General features: G+C 75.3%; 15 protein-coding genes and 2 pseudogenes. 7 read left to right on the top strand and 10 right to left on the bottom strand.

The genetic code is table 11. The annotated features are described in order from the left end of the window. Positions 1 to 120: 120 nt before the first annotated feature. Both AB0L34_RS27925 and AB0L34_RS27930 read right to left on the bottom strand, forming a co-directional pair. A complete protein-coding gene (locus AB0L34_RS27925; protein ID WP_363707970.1) occupies positions 121 to 1,296 on the bottom strand; it encodes an NADP-dependent malic enzyme in 1,176 nt (391 codons plus the stop codon). 140 nt (positions 1,297 to 1,436) lie between these two features. Further along, positions 1,437 to 1,787, bottom strand: coding sequence for a S24/S26 family peptidase (locus AB0L34_RS27930; RefSeq protein ID WP_357462332.1), 351 nt, complete (start codon positions 1,785 to 1,787; stop codon positions 1,437 to 1,439). A gap of 85 nt (positions 1,788 to 1,872) precedes the next feature. On the opposite strand from AB0L34_RS27930, the gene sodN reads away from it, so the two are divergent. The 3 genes from sodN to AB0L34_RS27945 all read left to right on the top strand — a co-directional run bounded on the left by sodN (position 1,873) and on the right by AB0L34_RS27945 (position 3,284). After that, entirely contained in the window at positions 1,873 to 2,277 is a 405-nt protein-coding gene (gene sodN / locus AB0L34_RS27935; protein WP_357462334.1) for a superoxide dismutase, Ni, read from the top strand. A 62-nt stretch (positions 2,278 to 2,339) separates the two neighbouring features. Beyond that, positions 2,340 to 2,852, top strand: a complete 513-nt coding sequence (locus AB0L34_RS27940; RefSeq protein WP_363707977.1) for a GNAT family N-acetyltransferase — start codon at positions 2,340 to 2,342, stop codon at positions 2,850 to 2,852. A gap of 24 nt (positions 2,853 to 2,876) precedes the next feature. After that, positions 2,877 to 3,284, top strand: coding sequence for an ATP-binding protein (locus tag AB0L34_RS27945; RefSeq protein WP_350703755.1), 408 nt, complete (start codon positions 2,877 to 2,879; stop codon positions 3,282 to 3,284). Between the two features lie 52 nt (positions 3,285 to 3,336). On the opposite strand, the gene AB0L34_RS27950 is transcribed toward AB0L34_RS27945, so the two are convergent. Next, positions 3,337 to 3,726: a hypothetical protein gene (locus AB0L34_RS27950; protein WP_357462337.1), complete on the bottom strand. Its 390-nt coding sequence runs from the start codon at positions 3,724 to 3,726 to the stop codon at positions 3,337 to 3,339. Positions 3,727 to 3,769: 43 nt separating this feature from the next. On the opposite strand from AB0L34_RS27950, the gene AB0L34_RS27955 reads away from it, so the two are divergent. Continuing rightward, a complete protein-coding gene (locus tag AB0L34_RS27955; RefSeq protein ID WP_357462340.1) occupies positions 3,770 to 4,720 on the top strand; it encodes a diacylglycerol kinase family protein in 951 nt (316 codons plus the stop codon). 449 nt (positions 4,721 to 5,169) lie between these two features. Continuing rightward, on the top strand, positions 5,170 to 5,427 hold the full coding sequence (locus AB0L34_RS27960) for a WhiB family transcriptional regulator (RefSeq protein WP_007072794.1): 258 nt from the start codon (positions 5,170 to 5,172) through the stop codon (positions 5,425 to 5,427). A 97-nt stretch (positions 5,428 to 5,524) separates the two neighbouring features. On the opposite strand, the gene AB0L34_RS27965 is transcribed toward AB0L34_RS27960, so the two are convergent. From AB0L34_RS27965 to AB0L34_RS27980, 4 genes are all read right to left on the bottom strand, one after another. Beyond that, positions 5,525 to 6,265: a CbiX/SirB N-terminal domain-containing protein gene (locus tag AB0L34_RS27965; RefSeq protein ID WP_363707979.1), complete on the bottom strand. Its 741-nt coding sequence runs from the start codon at positions 6,263 to 6,265 to the stop codon at positions 5,525 to 5,527. A gap of 62 nt (positions 6,266 to 6,327) precedes the next feature. Continuing rightward, a complete protein-coding gene (locus AB0L34_RS27970) occupies positions 6,328 to 7,113 on the bottom strand; it encodes a phosphoadenylyl-sulfate reductase (RefSeq protein ID WP_363707973.1) in 786 nt (261 codons plus the stop codon). Beyond that, positions 7,110 to 7,268, bottom strand: coding sequence for a hypothetical protein (locus AB0L34_RS27975; protein WP_350703763.1), 159 nt, complete (start codon positions 7,266 to 7,268; stop codon positions 7,110 to 7,112). Before AB0L34_RS27975 ends, AB0L34_RS27970 begins: the two co-directional genes overlap by 4 nt. Next, the gene (locus AB0L34_RS27980; RefSeq protein ID WP_363707975.1) at positions 7,265 to 8,980 is read right to left on the bottom strand and encodes a nitrite/sulfite reductase; all 1,716 of its coding nucleotides are present in this window, start codon (positions 8,978 to 8,980) and stop codon (positions 7,265 to 7,267) included. Before AB0L34_RS27980 ends, AB0L34_RS27975 begins: the two co-directional genes overlap by 4 nt. A 407-nt stretch (positions 8,981 to 9,387) precedes the next feature. Here AB0L34_RS27980 and AB0L34_RS27985 point away from each other — a divergent pair, with 407 nt between their 5' ends. Continuing rightward, a complete protein-coding gene (locus AB0L34_RS27985) occupies positions 9,388 to 10,842 on the top strand; it encodes a glycosyltransferase family 39 protein (protein WP_363707981.1) in 1,455 nt (484 codons plus the stop codon). 113 nt (positions 10,843 to 10,955) lie between these two features. Here AB0L34_RS27985 and AB0L34_RS27990 read toward each other — a convergent pair whose 3' ends face one another. Then, positions 10,956 to 12,515: a histidine kinase N-terminal domain-containing protein gene (locus AB0L34_RS27990; protein WP_357462348.1), complete on the bottom strand. Its 1,560-nt coding sequence runs from the start codon at positions 12,513 to 12,515 to the stop codon at positions 10,956 to 10,958. A gap of 25 nt (positions 12,516 to 12,540) precedes the next feature. After that, entirely contained in the window at positions 12,541 to 13,572 is a 1,032-nt protein-coding gene (locus tag AB0L34_RS27995) for an SIS domain-containing protein (RefSeq protein WP_350704155.1), read from the bottom strand. A gap of 189 nt (positions 13,573 to 13,761) precedes the next feature. Between AB0L34_RS27995 and AB0L34_RS28000 the strand changes: the two are divergent. Then, positions 13,762 to 15,474, top strand: a pseudogene (locus AB0L34_RS28000) (tetratricopeptide repeat protein); the annotation flags it as partial. 8 nt (positions 15,475 to 15,482) lie between these two features. Here AB0L34_RS28000 and AB0L34_RS28005 read toward each other — a convergent pair. Then, positions 15,483 to 15,589: pseudogene (locus AB0L34_RS28005) on the bottom strand (alpha/beta hydrolase); the annotation flags it as partial.

Raw genomic sequence — 15,589 nt, forward strand, 5'->3', positions numbered from 1 at the left:
AGACACTGTTTCCCTCCCCGACGCTCTTCCTATCTCGACAAGACGGCTTCCTCCGGGGCCCGGGGTGTGCGGAGGGGCCCTTCCCTGTCGCCCGGGCGACAGGGAAGGGCCCCTCCGCGTTCAGCGGGTGACGCCGTCGCGGCGGGCGGCCTCGGCGACCGCCTCGGCCACCGCGGGGGCGACCCGGGGGTCGAGCGGGGACGGGACGATCGCCTCGGCGGTGAGCGACTCGGCCACGACGCCCGCGATGGCGTCGGCGGCGGCCACCTTCATGCCGTCGGTGATGCGGGTGGCCCGGGCGTCCAGCGCGCCCCGGAACACGCCCGGGAACGCCAGCACGTTGTTGATCTGGTTCGGGTAGTCGCTGCGGCCGGTGGCGACGACGGCCACGTGCCGGGCGGCCACCTCGGGGTGCACCTCCGGCGTCGGGTTGGCCAGCGCGAAGACGATGCCCCCCGCCGCCATGCCGGCCACCGCCTGCTCCGGGATCTGCCCGCCGGAGACGCCGATCAGCACGTCCGCGCCGCGCAGCGCCTCGGCGATGTCGCCCTCGCGGCCGTCGGCGTTCGTCATCGCGGCCAGCTCGGCCTTCGTGTCGGTCAGCCCGGCCCGGTGCCGGCCGATGATGCCCTTGGAGTCGCAGACCACCACCTGGTCCGGGTCCACGCCGCCGGCGACCAGCATCTTCGTCACCGCCACCCCGGCGGCGCCGGCGCCGCTGACCGCCACCCGCAGGTCGCCGAGCTTGCGGTTGAGCAGCGTGGCCGCGTTGCGCAGCGCGGCGAGCACGACGATCGCGGTGCCGTGCTGGTCGTCGTGGAAGACCGGGATGTCCAGGGCCTCGTCGAGCCGGCGCTCCACCTCGAAGCAGCGCGGGGCGCTGATGTCCTCCAGGTTGATCCCGCCGAACGACGGCGCCAGCGCCCGCACCACCGCGACGATCTCGTCCACGTCCTGCGTGTCCAGGCAGACCGGCACGGCGTCGACGCCGGCGAACTGCTTGAACAGCACCGCCTTGCCCTCCATCACCGGCAGCGCCGCGCGTGGGCCGATGTTGCCCAGCCCGAGTACGGCCGAGCCGTCGGTGACGACGGCCACGGTGTGCGCGGCCCAGGTGTAGTCGTCGGCGACACCCGGGTCGGCGGCGATCGCCTCGCAGACCCGGGCCACACCCGGGGTGTACGCGAGGGAGAGGTCCTCCCGGCTGGTCAGCGGGACGGTCGAGGCGACGGCCATCTTGCCGCCCCGGTGCAGCCGGAAGACGGGATCAGCGGGGTCCACGATGGACGATGACATGGTGACTCCAGGATCTGTCGAGCAGACGGAGCGGCCGGCGCGGGCGCGAGGTGAGGCGCCCAGCGGCGACACGCGGTGCGGGGGTCACCCGGGCACGCCCCGAGCATAGTGTCGCCCCCGTCACACCGATGTGAGCGGGGTCATAACCGTCGCCGACGCACCCGTCCGGGGCGGGGCCAGTAGCGCGCCACCACCCGGCCCCGCACGTCGGCCACCCCGTACGCCCGGGAGTCGTCGGTGACGAGGTCGTTGTCGCCGGTCAGCCACCAGCCGCCGTCCTCGGCACGGACCGCGCGCTTGACCACGAGCAGCTCGGGGCGGCTGCGGAACACCGCGACCACGACGTCGCCGGGACGGACGGCCCGCCCGCCGGGGCGGACCAGCACCGCGTCGCCGTGCCGCAGCGTGGGCGACATGGACGGACCGGTCACCAGCACGGCGGTCAGCGGCCACCGCAGCCGCGGTGCCCCTGCCGGGTGAGCCGCCCCCATCGGTTTCACCTCCACCCGGCCTCTCGGCACACGTCCAGGAGTAATGTCGTGTTGGATCATCGCAAACTTCCCATGGAGGATCCTGATGCGACTTCCACGCATCCTTACGCCCCGCGTGACCGCCAGCGCCCACTGCGACCTGCCCTGCGGCGTCTACGACCCGGCCCAGGCCCGGATCGAGGCCGAGTCGGTGAAGGCGATCTGCGAGAAGTACCAGGCCAACACCGACCCGGAGTTCCGCACCCGCGCCATCCTGATCAAGGAGCAGCGCGCCGACCTGGTGAAGCACCACCTGTGGGTGCTCTGGACCGACTACTTCAAGCCGGCCCACTTCGAGAAGTACCCGCACCTGCACCAGCTGTTCAACGAGGCCACCAAGCTGGCCGGCGCCGCCGGCGCGAAGGGCGGCACCGACCCGGCCAAGGCCGACGAGCTGCTGCAGAAGATCGACGAGATCTCCAAGATCTTCTGGGAGACCAAGAAGGCGTGAGCCTCGCCGGTCCGCCGACGATCCGGCCGGCACGTCCCGGGGACGTGCCGGCCGTCGTCGCCATGGTGCACGAGCTGGCGGCGTACGAACGCGCCGCCGACGAGTGCCACCTCACGGAGGAACAGCTCACCGCCGCCCTGTTCGCGACTGCTCCAGGTCGCGGCGCGGCGTCGGACGCGCCGGGCTGGAGCAGTCGTAGCCCGGCGCTCTACGGGCACGTGGCCGTCGACGCCGACGACGAGCCGGTGGGCTTCGCGCTGTGGTTCCTCAACTTCTCCACCTGGGCCGGGGTGCACGGCATCTACCTGGAGGACCTCTACGTCCGCCCGGCCGCCCGGGGCACCGGCGCGGGGCGGCTGCTGCTGGCGACCCTCGCCGCGATCTGCGTGGAGCGGGGCTACCAGCGGCTGGAGTGGTGGATGATCGACTGGAACCCGGCCGCCGGCTTCTACGCCTCGATCGGGGCGCGGCAGATGTCCGAGTGGGTCCCCTACCGGCTCAGCGGGGACGCCCTGGCCGGCCTGGCCGCGCAGGCACGTGGCGGCCCCCACACGTCCGGGCGACCGAGCGGGTAGAGTCCCCGACCGGGGGGATGAGTGGTGACTCAACTGACCGGGCAGCCGACGACCGACGACGACGTCGTGCACCTCACCGTGCCCGCGGACGGGGGCTACCTCGGGGTGTTGCGTACCGCCACCGCCGGGCTCGCGGCGCGGCTCCAGTTCGCCCTCGACGAGATCGAGGACCTGCGCATCGCCGTGGACGAGGCGTGCGCCATGCTGCTCGCCATCGCCACCCGCGACGCCGAACTCGACTGCCGCTTCGCGGTCACCGACGACGCGCTCACCGTCGAGGTGACGGTGCCGACCGTCCGGGGCGCCACGCTGCCGGCGGAGTCGTCGTTCGCCTGGAAGGTGCTCACCGCGCTCACCACGTCGGCGTCCGCGAGCGCCGCCGACGGCCGGGCCACCATCTCGCTGCTCACCCGGCGCGCCTCCGGGTACTGAGCCGACCGCCCCGGCGGTGCGCCGCCGGCCGCTCCGGTACCCCGGCGGGGCGTCACTCGAAGCCGAGGGCCCGCGTGGTCGGGGTGCTCACCAGCAGCGCGGTGACGCCGAGACCGAGCGCCATCAGCGGTACGCCGAGCCAGGCCACCCCGCCCTGGACCATGAACCACCCCACCGGCAGCAGCATGAGCTGGAGCACGATCGCCGGGGCGCGGGCGCCCGCCCGGCGCCGGGCCAGCGCGCCGCCGAGCGCCCAGAGCGCCGCCGCCGCACCGACCGCGAACGCGGTCACCAGCAACGCCGAGGTGAGGTCGGTGGTGGCGGCGGTGAGATCGGCCCAGACCAGCCACGCGGCGACCAGCCCCACGGCGACCGCCTCGCCCCGCAGCAGCCGGACCGCCCAGCGGAGGGTGACGGGAATCGGGTCCGAGTCGATGGTCACGCGCGCCACGATACCCGGGCTACCGCGCGGTACAGTGCCGCCCATGCGGGCCGTCCTGGTGGTCAATCCGAAGGCCACCACCACGAGCGAGCGCAGCCGGGACGTGCTGGTCCGGGCGCTGCGCAGCGAAGTCGACCTCTCCGTGCGCTACACCCGCCGGCGCGGGCACGCGACCGACCTCGCCCGGGAGGCGGCCGAGGAGGGCGTCGACGTCGTCGTCACGCTCGGTGGCGACGGCACGGTCAACGAGGTGGTCAACGGCCTGATGACGGCCGAGCCGCCGACCATGCCGGGCGCCGCCTCGCCGGCCGAGCGGCTGCCCGCCCTGGCGACCGTGCCCGGAGGCTCGACGAACGTCTTCGCCCGGGCGCTCGGCCTGCCCCGGGACTGGCCGGACGGGGCCAGCATGATCCTGGAGGGCCTGCGGCTGGGCCGGTACCGGACCATCGGGCTCGGCCGCGCCGACGACCGCTACTTCACCTTCTGCGCGGGCTTCGGCGTCGACGCGGCGGTCATCCACCGGGTGGAGCAGGCCCGCCGGCGGGGTCGGGTCTCCACCCCCGCGCTCTACTTCCGTGCCACGGTCGCCCAGTACTTCCTCAACTCCGACCGACGGCATCCGGCGATCAGCCTGGAGCGGCCGGGCGAGCCGGCGGAGGGCGAGCTGGCCACGGTCATCATCCAGAACACCGCGCCGTGGACGTACCTGGGCGACCGGGAGGTCAACCCGAACCCGGAGGCGTCGTTCGACCTGGGCCTGGACGTGTTGGCGTTGCGGCAGCTCCGGGTCGCCAGCACGACACGGACGGTGACGCAGTTCTTCGCCCGGACGCCCGACCCGCACGGCCGCCAGGTGCTGCAACTGCACGATGTCGCGGAGTTCACCCTGCTATCGGCCCGCCCGCAGGCGTTCCAGCTCGACGGCGACTACCTCGGCGAGCGGGAGAAAGTCAGATTCACATCCATTCCCGCCGCACTGAGAGTAATCTGCTAGGTCTCGGGTACTGCCGTAGGTCGACGCGGCGACGGCCGCACCGACCGGAGCGGCCGCCACACCGAGAGGCAGGTGCCGGAAATGTCAGCAATGTCACGCGGACTGTACTATATTGATCCTCGACTGTGGTACGCCGGGTAACCGGGAAGACGCCGGAATCCGGACAAATGGGTTGTGGGCTTGCTCACCGCCTGGAGTTTTTCCGAGCGCCACCCTTGACATCCCGAGCGTTCGTGAAAGTATTCACAAGCGAACTTGAGTTACCGGGACATTGCCTGGATATGCTCGGCAGGTTGAGCTGTTCCAGCAGGTCCGCGGGGCCAACAACAGCCTGCTCACGCACTGCCGAATAGGCGGACGCGAACCGTCACCGTCGGCGCTGCGGATGCATATAGGAAAAGCACCAAAGCAATATCTGCCACCCACCCAGAATGAGGAGTGTTGCCGCCATGGACTGGCGTCACCATGCTGTCTGCCGCGACGAGGACCCGGAGCTGTTCTTCCCGATCGGGACGTCCGGACCGGCTCTCCTGCAGGTCGAGCAGGCCAAGGCCGTCTGCCGGCGCTGCTCCGTGACCGACCAGTGCCTGCAGTGGGCGCTGGAGTCCGGTCAGGACGCTGGCGTCTGGGGCGGGATGAGCGAGGAGGAGCGGCGCGCCGTGAAGCGTCGCGGTGGCCTCCGGGTGCTGCGCGCTCACTCCGCCTGATCCCACGCACCACAGCTGCACGCCCCGGCCGGGTCCGCCCGCCGGGGCGTCTCGCTGTCCGCACCCCGCTCACGTACCCACCGGGGCGCCTTTCCGATCACGGGCGGGCCGTGACCCCGGCCACCCCGGCGGCGGCGTCGACGCGCCGCAGGACCAGGTCGGCCAGCTCCGGGGCGTCCGTCAGCGGGGCGGACACCGCCACCGCGCCGGCGTCCCGCGCCGCCCCGGCCACGGCGTCGTGGAAGAGGCCGGGAGCCAGGAAGTAGGCCGACACCGCCACCCGCCGGGCGCCCCGGGCACGTAGCCGGGCCACCGCCGCGTCGACGGCCGGCGGGGCGGCCGAGGCGTACGACACCCGGGTGGGCACCCCGAAACCGGCGCGCAGCGCGGCGGCCACCCGCCCCACCGACCCGCGCGCCCGGGCGTCCCTCGTGCCCGCGGCGGCGAGCACCAGCCCGTCGAACCGCCCCGGCTCCGCCTCGCCCAACCGCCGGCGCAGGCCGGCCAGCAGCCCGCCGTCGATCTCACCGTCGGCGGGGCCGAGCACGTCGGTCACCCGTACCGCGATCGGCGGCCCCGCCGCGCGGGCCGCCGCCACCGCCGCCGGGATGTCCACCCGCCGGTGGTACGCGGCGGTGAGCAGCAGCGGCACCAGCACCGACCGGCGATACCCGGCGCCGGCCAGGTCCCGCAGCACCGCGGCCGGTCCCGGCTCGGTGTGGTCCAGCCAGCTCGCCAGCACCGGCGTGCCGGGCCGGGCCGTCGACACCGCCCGGGCCAGCGCACGGGTCGCCTCGGCGGCGCGCGGATCCCGGCTGCCGTGCGCGACCAGGACCACGGGGTCGGCCGCCCCCCACGGCCCGGGCGCCCCCGGTGCGGGAGCGGCCGGGCCCGGCCCGGTCAGACGTGCAGGCCGCACTCGGTCTTCTCGAACATGGCCCACCGGCCGGCCCGCGGATCCTCCCCCGCCTTCGTGCGGCGGGTGCAGGGCCAGCAGCCGATCGAGCCGTAGCCCTGCCTGAACAGCTCGTTCACCGGCACGTTCCAGCGGGCGACGTAGGCGTCCACGTCCGCCTGCCGCCAGGCCGCGATCGGGTTGACCTTGACCTTGCCCCGGCGGGCGTCGAAGGTCACCACCGGCGTGTTCGCCCGGGTCGGCGACTCGTCCCGGCGCAGCCCGGCGGCCCAGGCGTCGTACCCGGCCAGCGCCCGCTCCAGCGGCTCGACCTTGCGGAGCTGGCAGCAGTCGTCGGGGGACTTGTTGAACAGCCGGGGGCCGTACTCGCCGTCCTGCTGGCCGACGGTCAGCCGCGGCCGGATCGACCGGACGTTCACCGGCAGCGTCCGGGCCACCTCGTCGCGGACCTTCAGCGTCTCCGGGAAGTGCAGGCCGGTGTCGAGGAAGACCACGTCCACCCCGGGGGCGACCCGGGAGACCAGGTGGGCCAGCACGGCGTCGGCCATCGAGCTGGTGACGCAGAACCGGTCGCCGAAGGTCGCGGTCGCCCAACGGGCGATCTCCAGCGCGGGCGCGCCCTCCAACTCCCGCCCGGCCTCCTCGGCCAGCGCGCGCAGCTCGTCCGGGGCGCGACGCGCCGGGTCGGCCGGCTTCGGGCCACCGACGCCGACCAGGCCCAGGCCCGCCGCGGAGACGAGGCCCGACGGTTCGCCCGTGCCCCCGTTCACCGGGCCACCGCCCGGCCGAGCAGGCCGGTGAACCTCACCGAGAACACCCGGGCGCAGGCGTGGCACTCCCAGGCGCCGTGGCCGGCCTCGCTCGGCCGCAGGTCCTCCTCCCCGCAGTAGGGGCAGTACAGCGGCGCGGAACGGGTCTCGCTCATCGGAGTTCCTCCTCGTCGACCCTGATCACCCAGTTGGCGAACGTCTCGCCGGATTCCCGCCCGGCCAGGTAGCGCCGGGCGAGGCGTTCCACGTACTCCGGAAGCTCCTCGGCGGTGGTCTTCAGGCCGCGCAGCTTGCGGCCGAAGCCGGCGGTCTGCCCCTCGGCCATGCCGAGCCCGCCGCCGAGGTGGACCTGGAAGCCCTCCACCTGGCGACCGTCCGGGCCGACCACCAGCTGGCCCTTCAGGCCGATGTCGGCGACCTGGGTGCGGGCGCAGGCGTTGGGGCAGCCGTTGAGGTGGATGGAGATGTCGGCGTCGAAGTCGCGCAGCCGCTCCTCCAGCCGGGCCACCAGCTCCTCGCCCCGGGCCTTGGTCTCGACGATGGCCAGCTTGCAGTACTCGATGCCGGTGCAGGCCATCGTGCCGCGCCGCCAGGCCGACGGCTGCGCCTCCAGGCCGATCCCCCGCAGCTCCCGCACCAGCGAGTCGGTCCGCTCCGGCGCCACGTCCAGCACCAGCAGCTTCTGGTACGGGGTGAGCCGCACCCGGTCGCTGCCGTGGGCCTCGACGACGTCGGCCAGCCGGGCGAGCTGCCCGCCGGAGACCCGCCCGACCACCGGGGCGGCGCCGACGTAGTTGCGCCCGTCACGCTGCGGGTGCACGCCGATGTGGTCCACCGGCCTGTCGGGCAGCCGCGGGGCCGGCCCGTCGAGCAGGGCACGGCCCAGGTACTCCTTCTCCAGCACCTCGCGGAACTTCGTCACGCCCCAGTCGGCGACGAGGAACTTCAGCCGTGCCCGGTTGCGCAGCCGGCGGTAGCCGTAGTCGCGGAAGATGCCGACCACGCCGGCCCAGACGTCCGGCACCTCGGCCAGCGGCACCCAGACGCCGAGCCGCTGGGCCAGCATCGGGTTCGTGGACAGCCCGCCGCCCACCCAGACGTCGAAGCCCGGGCCGTGGTCCGGGTGGTCCACGCCGAGGAACGCGATGTCGTTCGCCTCGTAGGGCGTGTCGACCAGCCAGGAGATGGAGGTCTTGAACTTGCGCGGCAGGTTGGAGAAGTCCTTGTCGCCGACGTACCGGCGGACGATCTCGTCGACCGCCGGCGTCGGGTCGACCAGCTCGTCGCGGGCGACGCCGGCCACCGGGCTGCCCAGCACGACCCGGGGGCAGTCGCCGCACGCCTCGGTGGTCTGCAGGCCGACGGACTCCAGCCGGCGCCAGATCTCCGGCACGTCCTCGACCCGGACCCAGTGGTACTGGATGTTCTGCCGGTCGGTGATGTCGGCGGTGTCCCGGGCGAACTCGCGGGAGATCTCCGCGACCACCCGCAGCTGCGCCAGGCTGAGCTCGCCCCCGTCCACCCGGACCCGGAGCATGAAGAACTCGTCCTCCAGCTCGTGCGGCTCCAGCACGGCCGTCCGGCCGCCGTCGATGCCCGCCTTGCGCTGGGTGTAGAGGCCCCACCAACGGAACCGGCCGCGCAGATCCTGCGGATCGATCGAGGCGAACCCGTGGTGGGCGTAGATGTTCTCGATCCGGGCCCGCACGTTCAGCGGGTCGTCGTCCTTCTTGATCCGCTCGTTGGCGTTGAGCGGCTCGCGGTGACCGAGTGCCCACTGGCCCTCGCCGCGCGGGCGGCGCGGGGTCCGGGCCGGTCGGGGGGCCGTCGGGTCACCGGCCCGGGCCGGGATGCTGCTGACCGCCATGGCGGCGTCCTCCGTTGTCTGGGGTGCCTCGGGACGCGCGGGCGCGGCGGCCGGCCCGTCGGGACGGGCTGGGGACAACGGTGTCGGAACAGCCGGCGCGGGGGCGCGCCCGAGACAGATTGGTCGGGCGTCGTCAGTGGGCCGGACAGATGGCGCTGCGCACGCGGCCGTAGTCGACGTGGCGGCGGGCCACGAAGCGGCGGACGACGGCGGCGGTCATGGAGTCATGCTGCCACACCGGGTGGGGGCCGGCCAACGAACGCGTGCGTGATCCCACATCACGGGCGACGCGCCCCGGGAACGACGCCGACGACTGATCCGTGGACCGGCACAACGCACGGCCCGGCTGTGTGACGCTGCGATATGTGACCGGTTCTTCTGATTTGTCTGCCGGTGGTCCGGGCCGGCTGACCGCGCCGCCGCCCGCCGGCGACGCGCCCGGCGGGCCGGTCCGCGCGCCCCGCCTGGTCTGGGTCGGCCCGACGCTGGCCACCCTGGCCGTCGTGCTGACCGGGATCGGCCACGCGCAACCGTGGCGCGACGAGTTGGCCACCTGGAGCGCGGCGACCCGGTCACCCGGGGACCTGGTCCGGCTCGCCGGCACCATCGACGCCGCGACCGGCCCCTACTACCTGTTCATGCACGCCTGGGTGGCGCTCGCGGGCGACTCGGTCGCCGCGCTGCGACTGCCCGCCGCGCTGGCCATGGCCGCCACCGCCGGGTTGACCGCCGTACTCGGGCAGCGGCTGGCCGGCACCCGGGCCGGGCTGGTCGCCGGGCTGCTCCTCGCGGTGCTCCCGGGCACCTCACGGTACGGCCAGGAGGCGCGCCCGTACGCGCTGGCCGCGTTCTTCGCGGTGCTGGCGACCCTGCTCCTGGTCGAGGCGCTGGCCCGGCCCGGGTGGCCCCGCTGGGCCGCGTACGCCGCCGCCGTGGCCGCCCTCGGGCTCACCCACCTGGTCGCGCTCACCCTGCTCGCCGCGCACGCGGTGGCGGTGCTCGCCGCCCACCGCGAGGGCCCGCCGAGCCGCCCGCTGCGCTGGGCGCTCGCCCTGGTGCCGGCCGCGCTGCTGGTGACCCCGCTGGTGCTGCTGGCCAGGGGTCAGCGGTCCCGGCAGCTCGACTGGGTGGACACGGTCCGGCTGACCGACCTGACGGCGCTGCCGGGCGGGGTGGCGCAGAGCGGCGTGGTGGGCGGGCTGCTGGTGGGGTTGGCGGCGCTCGGGGCGGCCGGGCTCGGCCGGCGCGCCCTGCTGCCCGGGTGCGCGGTGCTGCTGCCGGTGCTGCTGCTCTTCGCCGCCGGCGCCGTCGTGCCCCTCTGGGTGTCCCGCTACCTGTTCTTCGTCGTGCCGTTCGGCTGCCTGCTGGCCGGCGCGGCGCTCGCGGCGGTGCCGCTGCCGCCCGCGTTGGCCGTGGTGGCCCTGGCCGGGCTGCTCGGACTGCCCGACCAGGCGGCGCTGCGGCGGACGCACGAGTGGCCGCGCAGCGCCGCGGTCGACTACCGCGGGGCGGCCCGGGTCGTCGCCGACGGTCAGCGGCCGGGGGACGCCGTCGTCTACTCGCCCCGCGAGAGCTGGCTCTTCCTCGACCTCGGCCTCGGCTACCACCTGGGCGACCGCCGTCCCCGGGACGTGCTGGCCACCGAGGACCAGGCCCGCCGGGGCGACCTGTGGGCCGCCGAGTGCGGCCAGCCGGCCGAGTGCCTGGCCGGCACGCAGCGGGTCTGGCTGGTCGTGGCCGGCCGCCGCGACGATCCGCTGGCCGCCGTGCCGGGCGCCAAGGGCGACGCGCTGCGCGCCGGCTACACCGTCGAGCGGGTCTGGCAGCGCCCCGGCCTGACCGTCGCGCTGCTCACCCGCTGACCCGACCCCGGGCCCGCGGATCCCCGCCGGCCGGCCGCCGCGTCGCCGCCGGGACCGGGGACGAGTGGCGCGGCGGCGGGGCGACGACGGTGACCGGACCGCCCCGCGGCGGGTCAGCCGGCGGCGCGGCCCTCCGGGGCGCTGCGGGCCAGCGGCACCACGAGCGTCGCCTCGGTGCCGCCGTTCGCGCCGTCGCGCAGTTCGATCGTGCCGCGCAGCTCGCCGGTCACCAGCGCTCGGACGATCTGCAGACCGAGGTTGCCGCCCCGCTCGGCGTCGAAGTCCGGCGGCAGCCCGCGCCCGTTGTCGGTCACCGAGACGTGCAGCATCTTGCGGAACCGGTGCGCCGACACCACCACCTCGGGCGCGGCGCCGACCGCGCCGGCCGCGTCCGGCGCGGCCACCGCCTCGGCGGCCGGCGGGAAGCCGTGCTCGACGGCGTTGAGCAGCAGCTCGTTGAGGACCATCACCAACGACGTGGCGACCTCGGCGGGAAGCACCCCGAAGCTCCCCGTCCGCCGCATCCCGACCGTCGACTCGGCCGCCGCCACCTCGGTCGCCGCGCTGGCCACCCGGTCCACGATGCCGTCGAACTCGACCGCCTCGTCGCTGGACAGGGAGAGGGTCTCGTGCACCAGCGCGATGGAGGCGACCCGGCGTACCGACTCCTCCAGGGCGACCCGGGCCTCCGGCATGGACACCCGGCGGGCCTGGAGGCGCAGCAGGGCGGCGACGGTCTGGAGGTTGTTCTTCACCCGGTGGTGGATCTCCCGGATGGTGGCGTCCTTGGTGATCAGGGCGCGGTCGCGGCGGCGTACCTCGGTGATGTCCCGGACCAGCACCAGCGCGCCGATCGGCACTCCGGCGGGCATCAGCGGCAGCGCCCGGGTGAGCATCGTGGCGCCGCGGGCGTCGATCTCCCGACGGGGCGGCGCCTCGCCGCGCAGGGCGGCGAGGATGCCGTTCGCCGCGTCCGTCCCCTCCAGCGGGTCGCCGGCCAGCCGGCGGTGCAGCGCCGCCAGGTCCTCGCCCACCAGGTGGGAGGCGTAGCCGAGCCGCCGGTACGCCGACTGCGCGTTCGGGCTGGCGTAGGTGACCTTGCCGCCGGCGTCGAGCCGGACCAGCCCGTCGCCGACGCGGGGCGCCGAGGTGGTCTCCCCCGGGTGGCGCGGCGGCGGGAAGGTGCCGTCGGCGATCATCTGCGCCAGGTCGTCGGCGGTGGTGAGGTAGTTCAGCTCCAGCTGGCTCGGGGTGCGCGCGGTGGAGAGGTTGGTGTCCCGCCCGACCACGGCGACCACCTCGCCGGCCTCGCCGTCGGTCGTGCGCAGCCGGACCGGGATCGCCTCGTGCCGGGCGGGCACGTCGCCGTACCAGACCGGGTCGCCCTCCCGCCAGATCCGGCCCTGCCGGTGGGCCACCTCCAGGTGGGCCACCTCCGGCCCGCCGACGATCCGCCCCACCTGGTCGTCCAGGTACGCGGTGGGGGCGGTCGTCGGCCGGACCTGGGCGACGCAGAGGTACGTCCCGTCACCGTCCACGGGCACCCAGAGCAGCAGGTCGGCGAAGGACAGGTCGGACAGCAACTGCCAGTCGCCGGCGATCCGGTGCAGGTGGTCGATGTCGGCCGGACGGAGGAGGGTGTGCTCCTCGGCGAGGTCGCGCAACGTGGACACGCTGACCAGCGTGCCACGCCGGGCGTCACATCGTCGCGGTGACCTTCTTCAGCCCCCGCGGCGCGTCCGGGTCCTCGCCCCGGGCCAGCGCCAGCGCCAGCGCCAGGCGCTGCAGCGGCAGGATGTCGAGCAGCGGGGCGTACCGCTCGTCGACCTCGGGGACGGCCATCCGGGTGGCGCCCTCGACGTCGGCGGAGCCGACCACCACCACGTCGGCGCGGCGCTCGCCGAGCCGGGGCAGCACCTCGCCCATCGACCGGCCACCCGGCCCGGAGCCGACCACGGCGAGCACCGGCACGTCGGGGTCGGTCATGGCGAGCGGGCCGTGCAACAGGTCGGCGCCGGAGAACGCCAGCGCCGGCAGGTAGGAGGTCTCCATCAGCTTCAGCGCGGCCTCGCGGGCGGTCGGGTACGCGTACCCCCGGCCGGTGGTGACGAGCTGGCCGGCGAACCGGTAGCGGGGCGCGAGCTGGGCCGGGGTGGGGTCGTCCAGGGTGCGGGCGGCCAGCTCGGGCAGGGCGGCGAGCGCGTCGCGCTCGTCGGCGGGCAGCGCGCCGTCGCCGGCCCGGATGCCCTCCACGAGCATCAGCAGGGCGAGCAGCTCGGCGGTGTACGTCTTGGTGGCGGCCACCGCGCGCTCGTGCCCGGCGGCGATGTCGACGCTCAGCTCGGCGACGTCGGCCAGCGGGGAGTCGGGCGCGTTGGTGACGGCCAGGGTCAGCGCGCCCGAGGCGCGGGCGGTGCGCAGCACCTCGGCGAGGTCCGGCGAGCCGCCGCTCTGGCTGACGCCGACGACCAGCGCGTCGGAGAGGTCGGGCCGGGCGCCGTAGACGGTGACGGCGCTGGGCGAGGCGAGCCCCGCGGGCAGGCCGAGCCGGATCTCGGTCAGGTACGCCCCGTAGAGGGCGGCATGGTCGGAGGTGCCCCGGGCGGTGAAGACCACGTGCCGGGGTCGGCGCTCCGCGATGACCGCCGCCACCCGGGCGATCGGCCCGGCGTGTTCGGCGGAGAGCAGCCGGGCGTAGCCCGCCGGCTGCTCGTCGATGTCGGCGGCCATGCCAGCCCCTGCACGCGTCACGGAAAACTCCTCCCACTGCGCGGTTGCCGCGCGTTTCCTGCTCAGTCTTGCATCTTTGATCTGATCAGAGCAATCGAACGAGCAGGAGTGCGCAGTTGATCACCGCGTCGGTGCAACATCACCTAGGCTTGCCCGGCCCACCGGAGCACCGACGAGTGAGAGGACGCCGTGGCCGAGGACGACCGGGCGCTGCCCGCGGCGGAGGAACTTGCCCTCGCCCGGCTCGCCATGGACTCCGGCGACCTGGAGCACGCGGCCGGGCACGTCGCCGCCGCGCTCGCCCAGGCCCCGACCCTGCCCGAGGTGCACGAGACGCTCGCCCGGCTCGCCGCCGCCGACGGCGCCGGCGGCGTGGACCTCTTCCCGCTGCACCACCACGCCTTCGTCGGCGCCGTGGTCGCCCGCGCCCACCTGCTGGCCGCCGCCGGCCGGCCCGCCGAGGGGCTGGACCTGCTGGTCGCCGCGACCGGGCACGCCCCGGGGGCGGACTGGGCCGGCGTGCCCTGGGTGACCGCGCCGGAACTCGCCGAACGCCTCGAACCGGACCGGACCGCCCGCATCCTGATGCAGGTCTGCGCCGCCGTGCCCGACCCGGCGCCCCGGGCCGACCGGGCGGCGCTGGCCCCGTACCTGGCGCTGGCCCGCAACGCGGTCACCGTCCACGCCGAGCACGGCCTGCTGCTCGGCGCGGCGTCCGCGCTGGCCCGGCGGGTCGGCGAGGTCGCCCTGGCGGTCCGCTGGGCCGCCCGGGGCGTACGCGCGGAGCCGTCGAAGATCGGCGAGGTGTGGCTCGGGTACGCGTACCGCAGCGCCGGCCGTACCTGGGAGGCGCTGGCGGCACTCGGCCGCGCCGTCGCGCACGACCCCGACGACCTCGCCGTGTACGCCGACATCGCCGGCACCCTCGCCGACATCGGACGGCTCGACGAGGCGCTCGACTGGATCGACCGGGCCCTCGCCCGGGATCCCACCTTCGACTGCGCCGTGCACACCGCTCACCGGCTGCGGCACCAGCGCGACGGCGACGTGGCGCACCTGGTCGCGCTCGCCGACTTCGTGCGGGACCACCCGGACGACTCGCACGAGCACGGCGACCTGGCCGAGTGCTGCCGCGGCCGGGCCTGGCTCGGGCAGGTGACCCCGGCGGCCGGGGCGGTGGTGGACGCGCTGCGTCAGGCCGTCGCCGACGACCACGGCGGGGTCGGCGCCGCCGTGCTGCTGGACTCGCCCGCGCCGCCGAGCGCGCTGCGTACCGTCGCCACGGCCGTGCCGGCGCTGCGGGTCGAGGTGGCCGGCGTGCCGGAGCCGGACCCGCGCGAGCCCCGGCGGGCGGAAGCCCGGCGGCTCTGGCGCTGGGAGGGGACGACGGTCGCGCCCGCGGTGCCGGCGCCCTCGGCGGAGGCGACCGCGCGGCTGCGGCAGCTCGCCCACCCGGCGTGGCCGCACCCCCCGGCGGCGTACGACGCGGCGGTGGGCCTGGCCACCCTGGACCTGGCCGACCTGGTCGGCCTGCTGGCGCACCCGCCGGACGCGCCGCCCACCGCGCTGGGCCGGGTGCTGGGGCAGGACCCCTCGCTCTGGGTGCGCTGCGTCCAGGTGTGGGCCTGCCTCGGCCTGCTGCACCACCGCACGGACGAGCCCTGGGCGACCTCGACCCGCCGCCGGGTGCTGCTGGACCTGGTCTGGGGCGTCGAGGACTGGATCACCGAGGCGGCGCTGTTCGCCATGGTCACCGCCGCCTGGGTCGACCCGGCGGTGCGCCCCGACGTGGCGCGGGTGGTGGCCGAGCGGCTGGCCGACGTCGCGGCGGTGGCGCGGCTGCGCCCGGTGCCCGTCGCGGTGTCCCTGGCCCACCTGGCCCTGGCGACGCCGGCCCTGGACGCGGAGACGACGGCCCTGGCGTCGCGGGCGAGGTCCAGGTAGCTCCACGGGCCGGGCGGCGCGTCGGAGCGGCCGTGCCCGCGGAACTGGAAGAAGAGCTTGCGGCCGGTCACCC

This window comes from Micromonospora sp. NPDC052213, assembly GCF_040679695.1.
In the GTDB taxonomy this organism is placed as follows: Bacteria; Actinomycetota; Actinomycetes; order Mycobacteriales; family Micromonosporaceae; genus Micromonospora.

Coding starts and splice junctions, on each gene's coding strand:
- AB0L34_RS27940 (WP_363707977.1), top strand. CDS start 2,340: ATGGTGCACGAGCTGGCGGCGTACGAACGCGCCGCCGACGAGTGCCAC.
- AB0L34_RS27975 (WP_350703763.1), bottom strand. CDS start 7,268: ATGAGCGAGACCCGTTCCGCGCCGCTGTACTGCCCCTACTGCGGGGAG.
- AB0L34_RS27955 (WP_357462340.1), top strand. CDS start 3,770: ATGCGGGCCGTCCTGGTGGTCAATCCGAAGGCCACCACCACGAGCGAG.
- sodN (WP_357462334.1), top strand. CDS start 1,873: ATGCGACTTCCACGCATCCTTACGCCCCGCGTGACCGCCAGCGCCCAC.
- AB0L34_RS27980 (WP_363707975.1), bottom strand. CDS start 8,980: ATGGCGGTCAGCAGCATCCCGGCCCGGGCCGGTGACCCGACGGCCCCC.
- AB0L34_RS27960 (WP_007072794.1), top strand. CDS start 5,170: ATGGACTGGCGTCACCATGCTGTCTGCCGCGACGAGGACCCGGAGCTG.
- AB0L34_RS27930 (WP_357462332.1), bottom strand. CDS start 1,787: ATGGGGGCGGCTCACCCGGCAGGGGCACCGCGGCTGCGGTGGCCGCTG.
- AB0L34_RS27925 (WP_363707970.1), bottom strand. CDS start 1,296: ATGTCATCGTCCATCGTGGACCCCGCTGATCCCGTCTTCCGGCTGCAC.
- AB0L34_RS27995 (WP_350704155.1), bottom strand. CDS start 13,572: ATGGCCGCCGACATCGACGAGCAGCCGGCGGGCTACGCCCGGCTGCTC.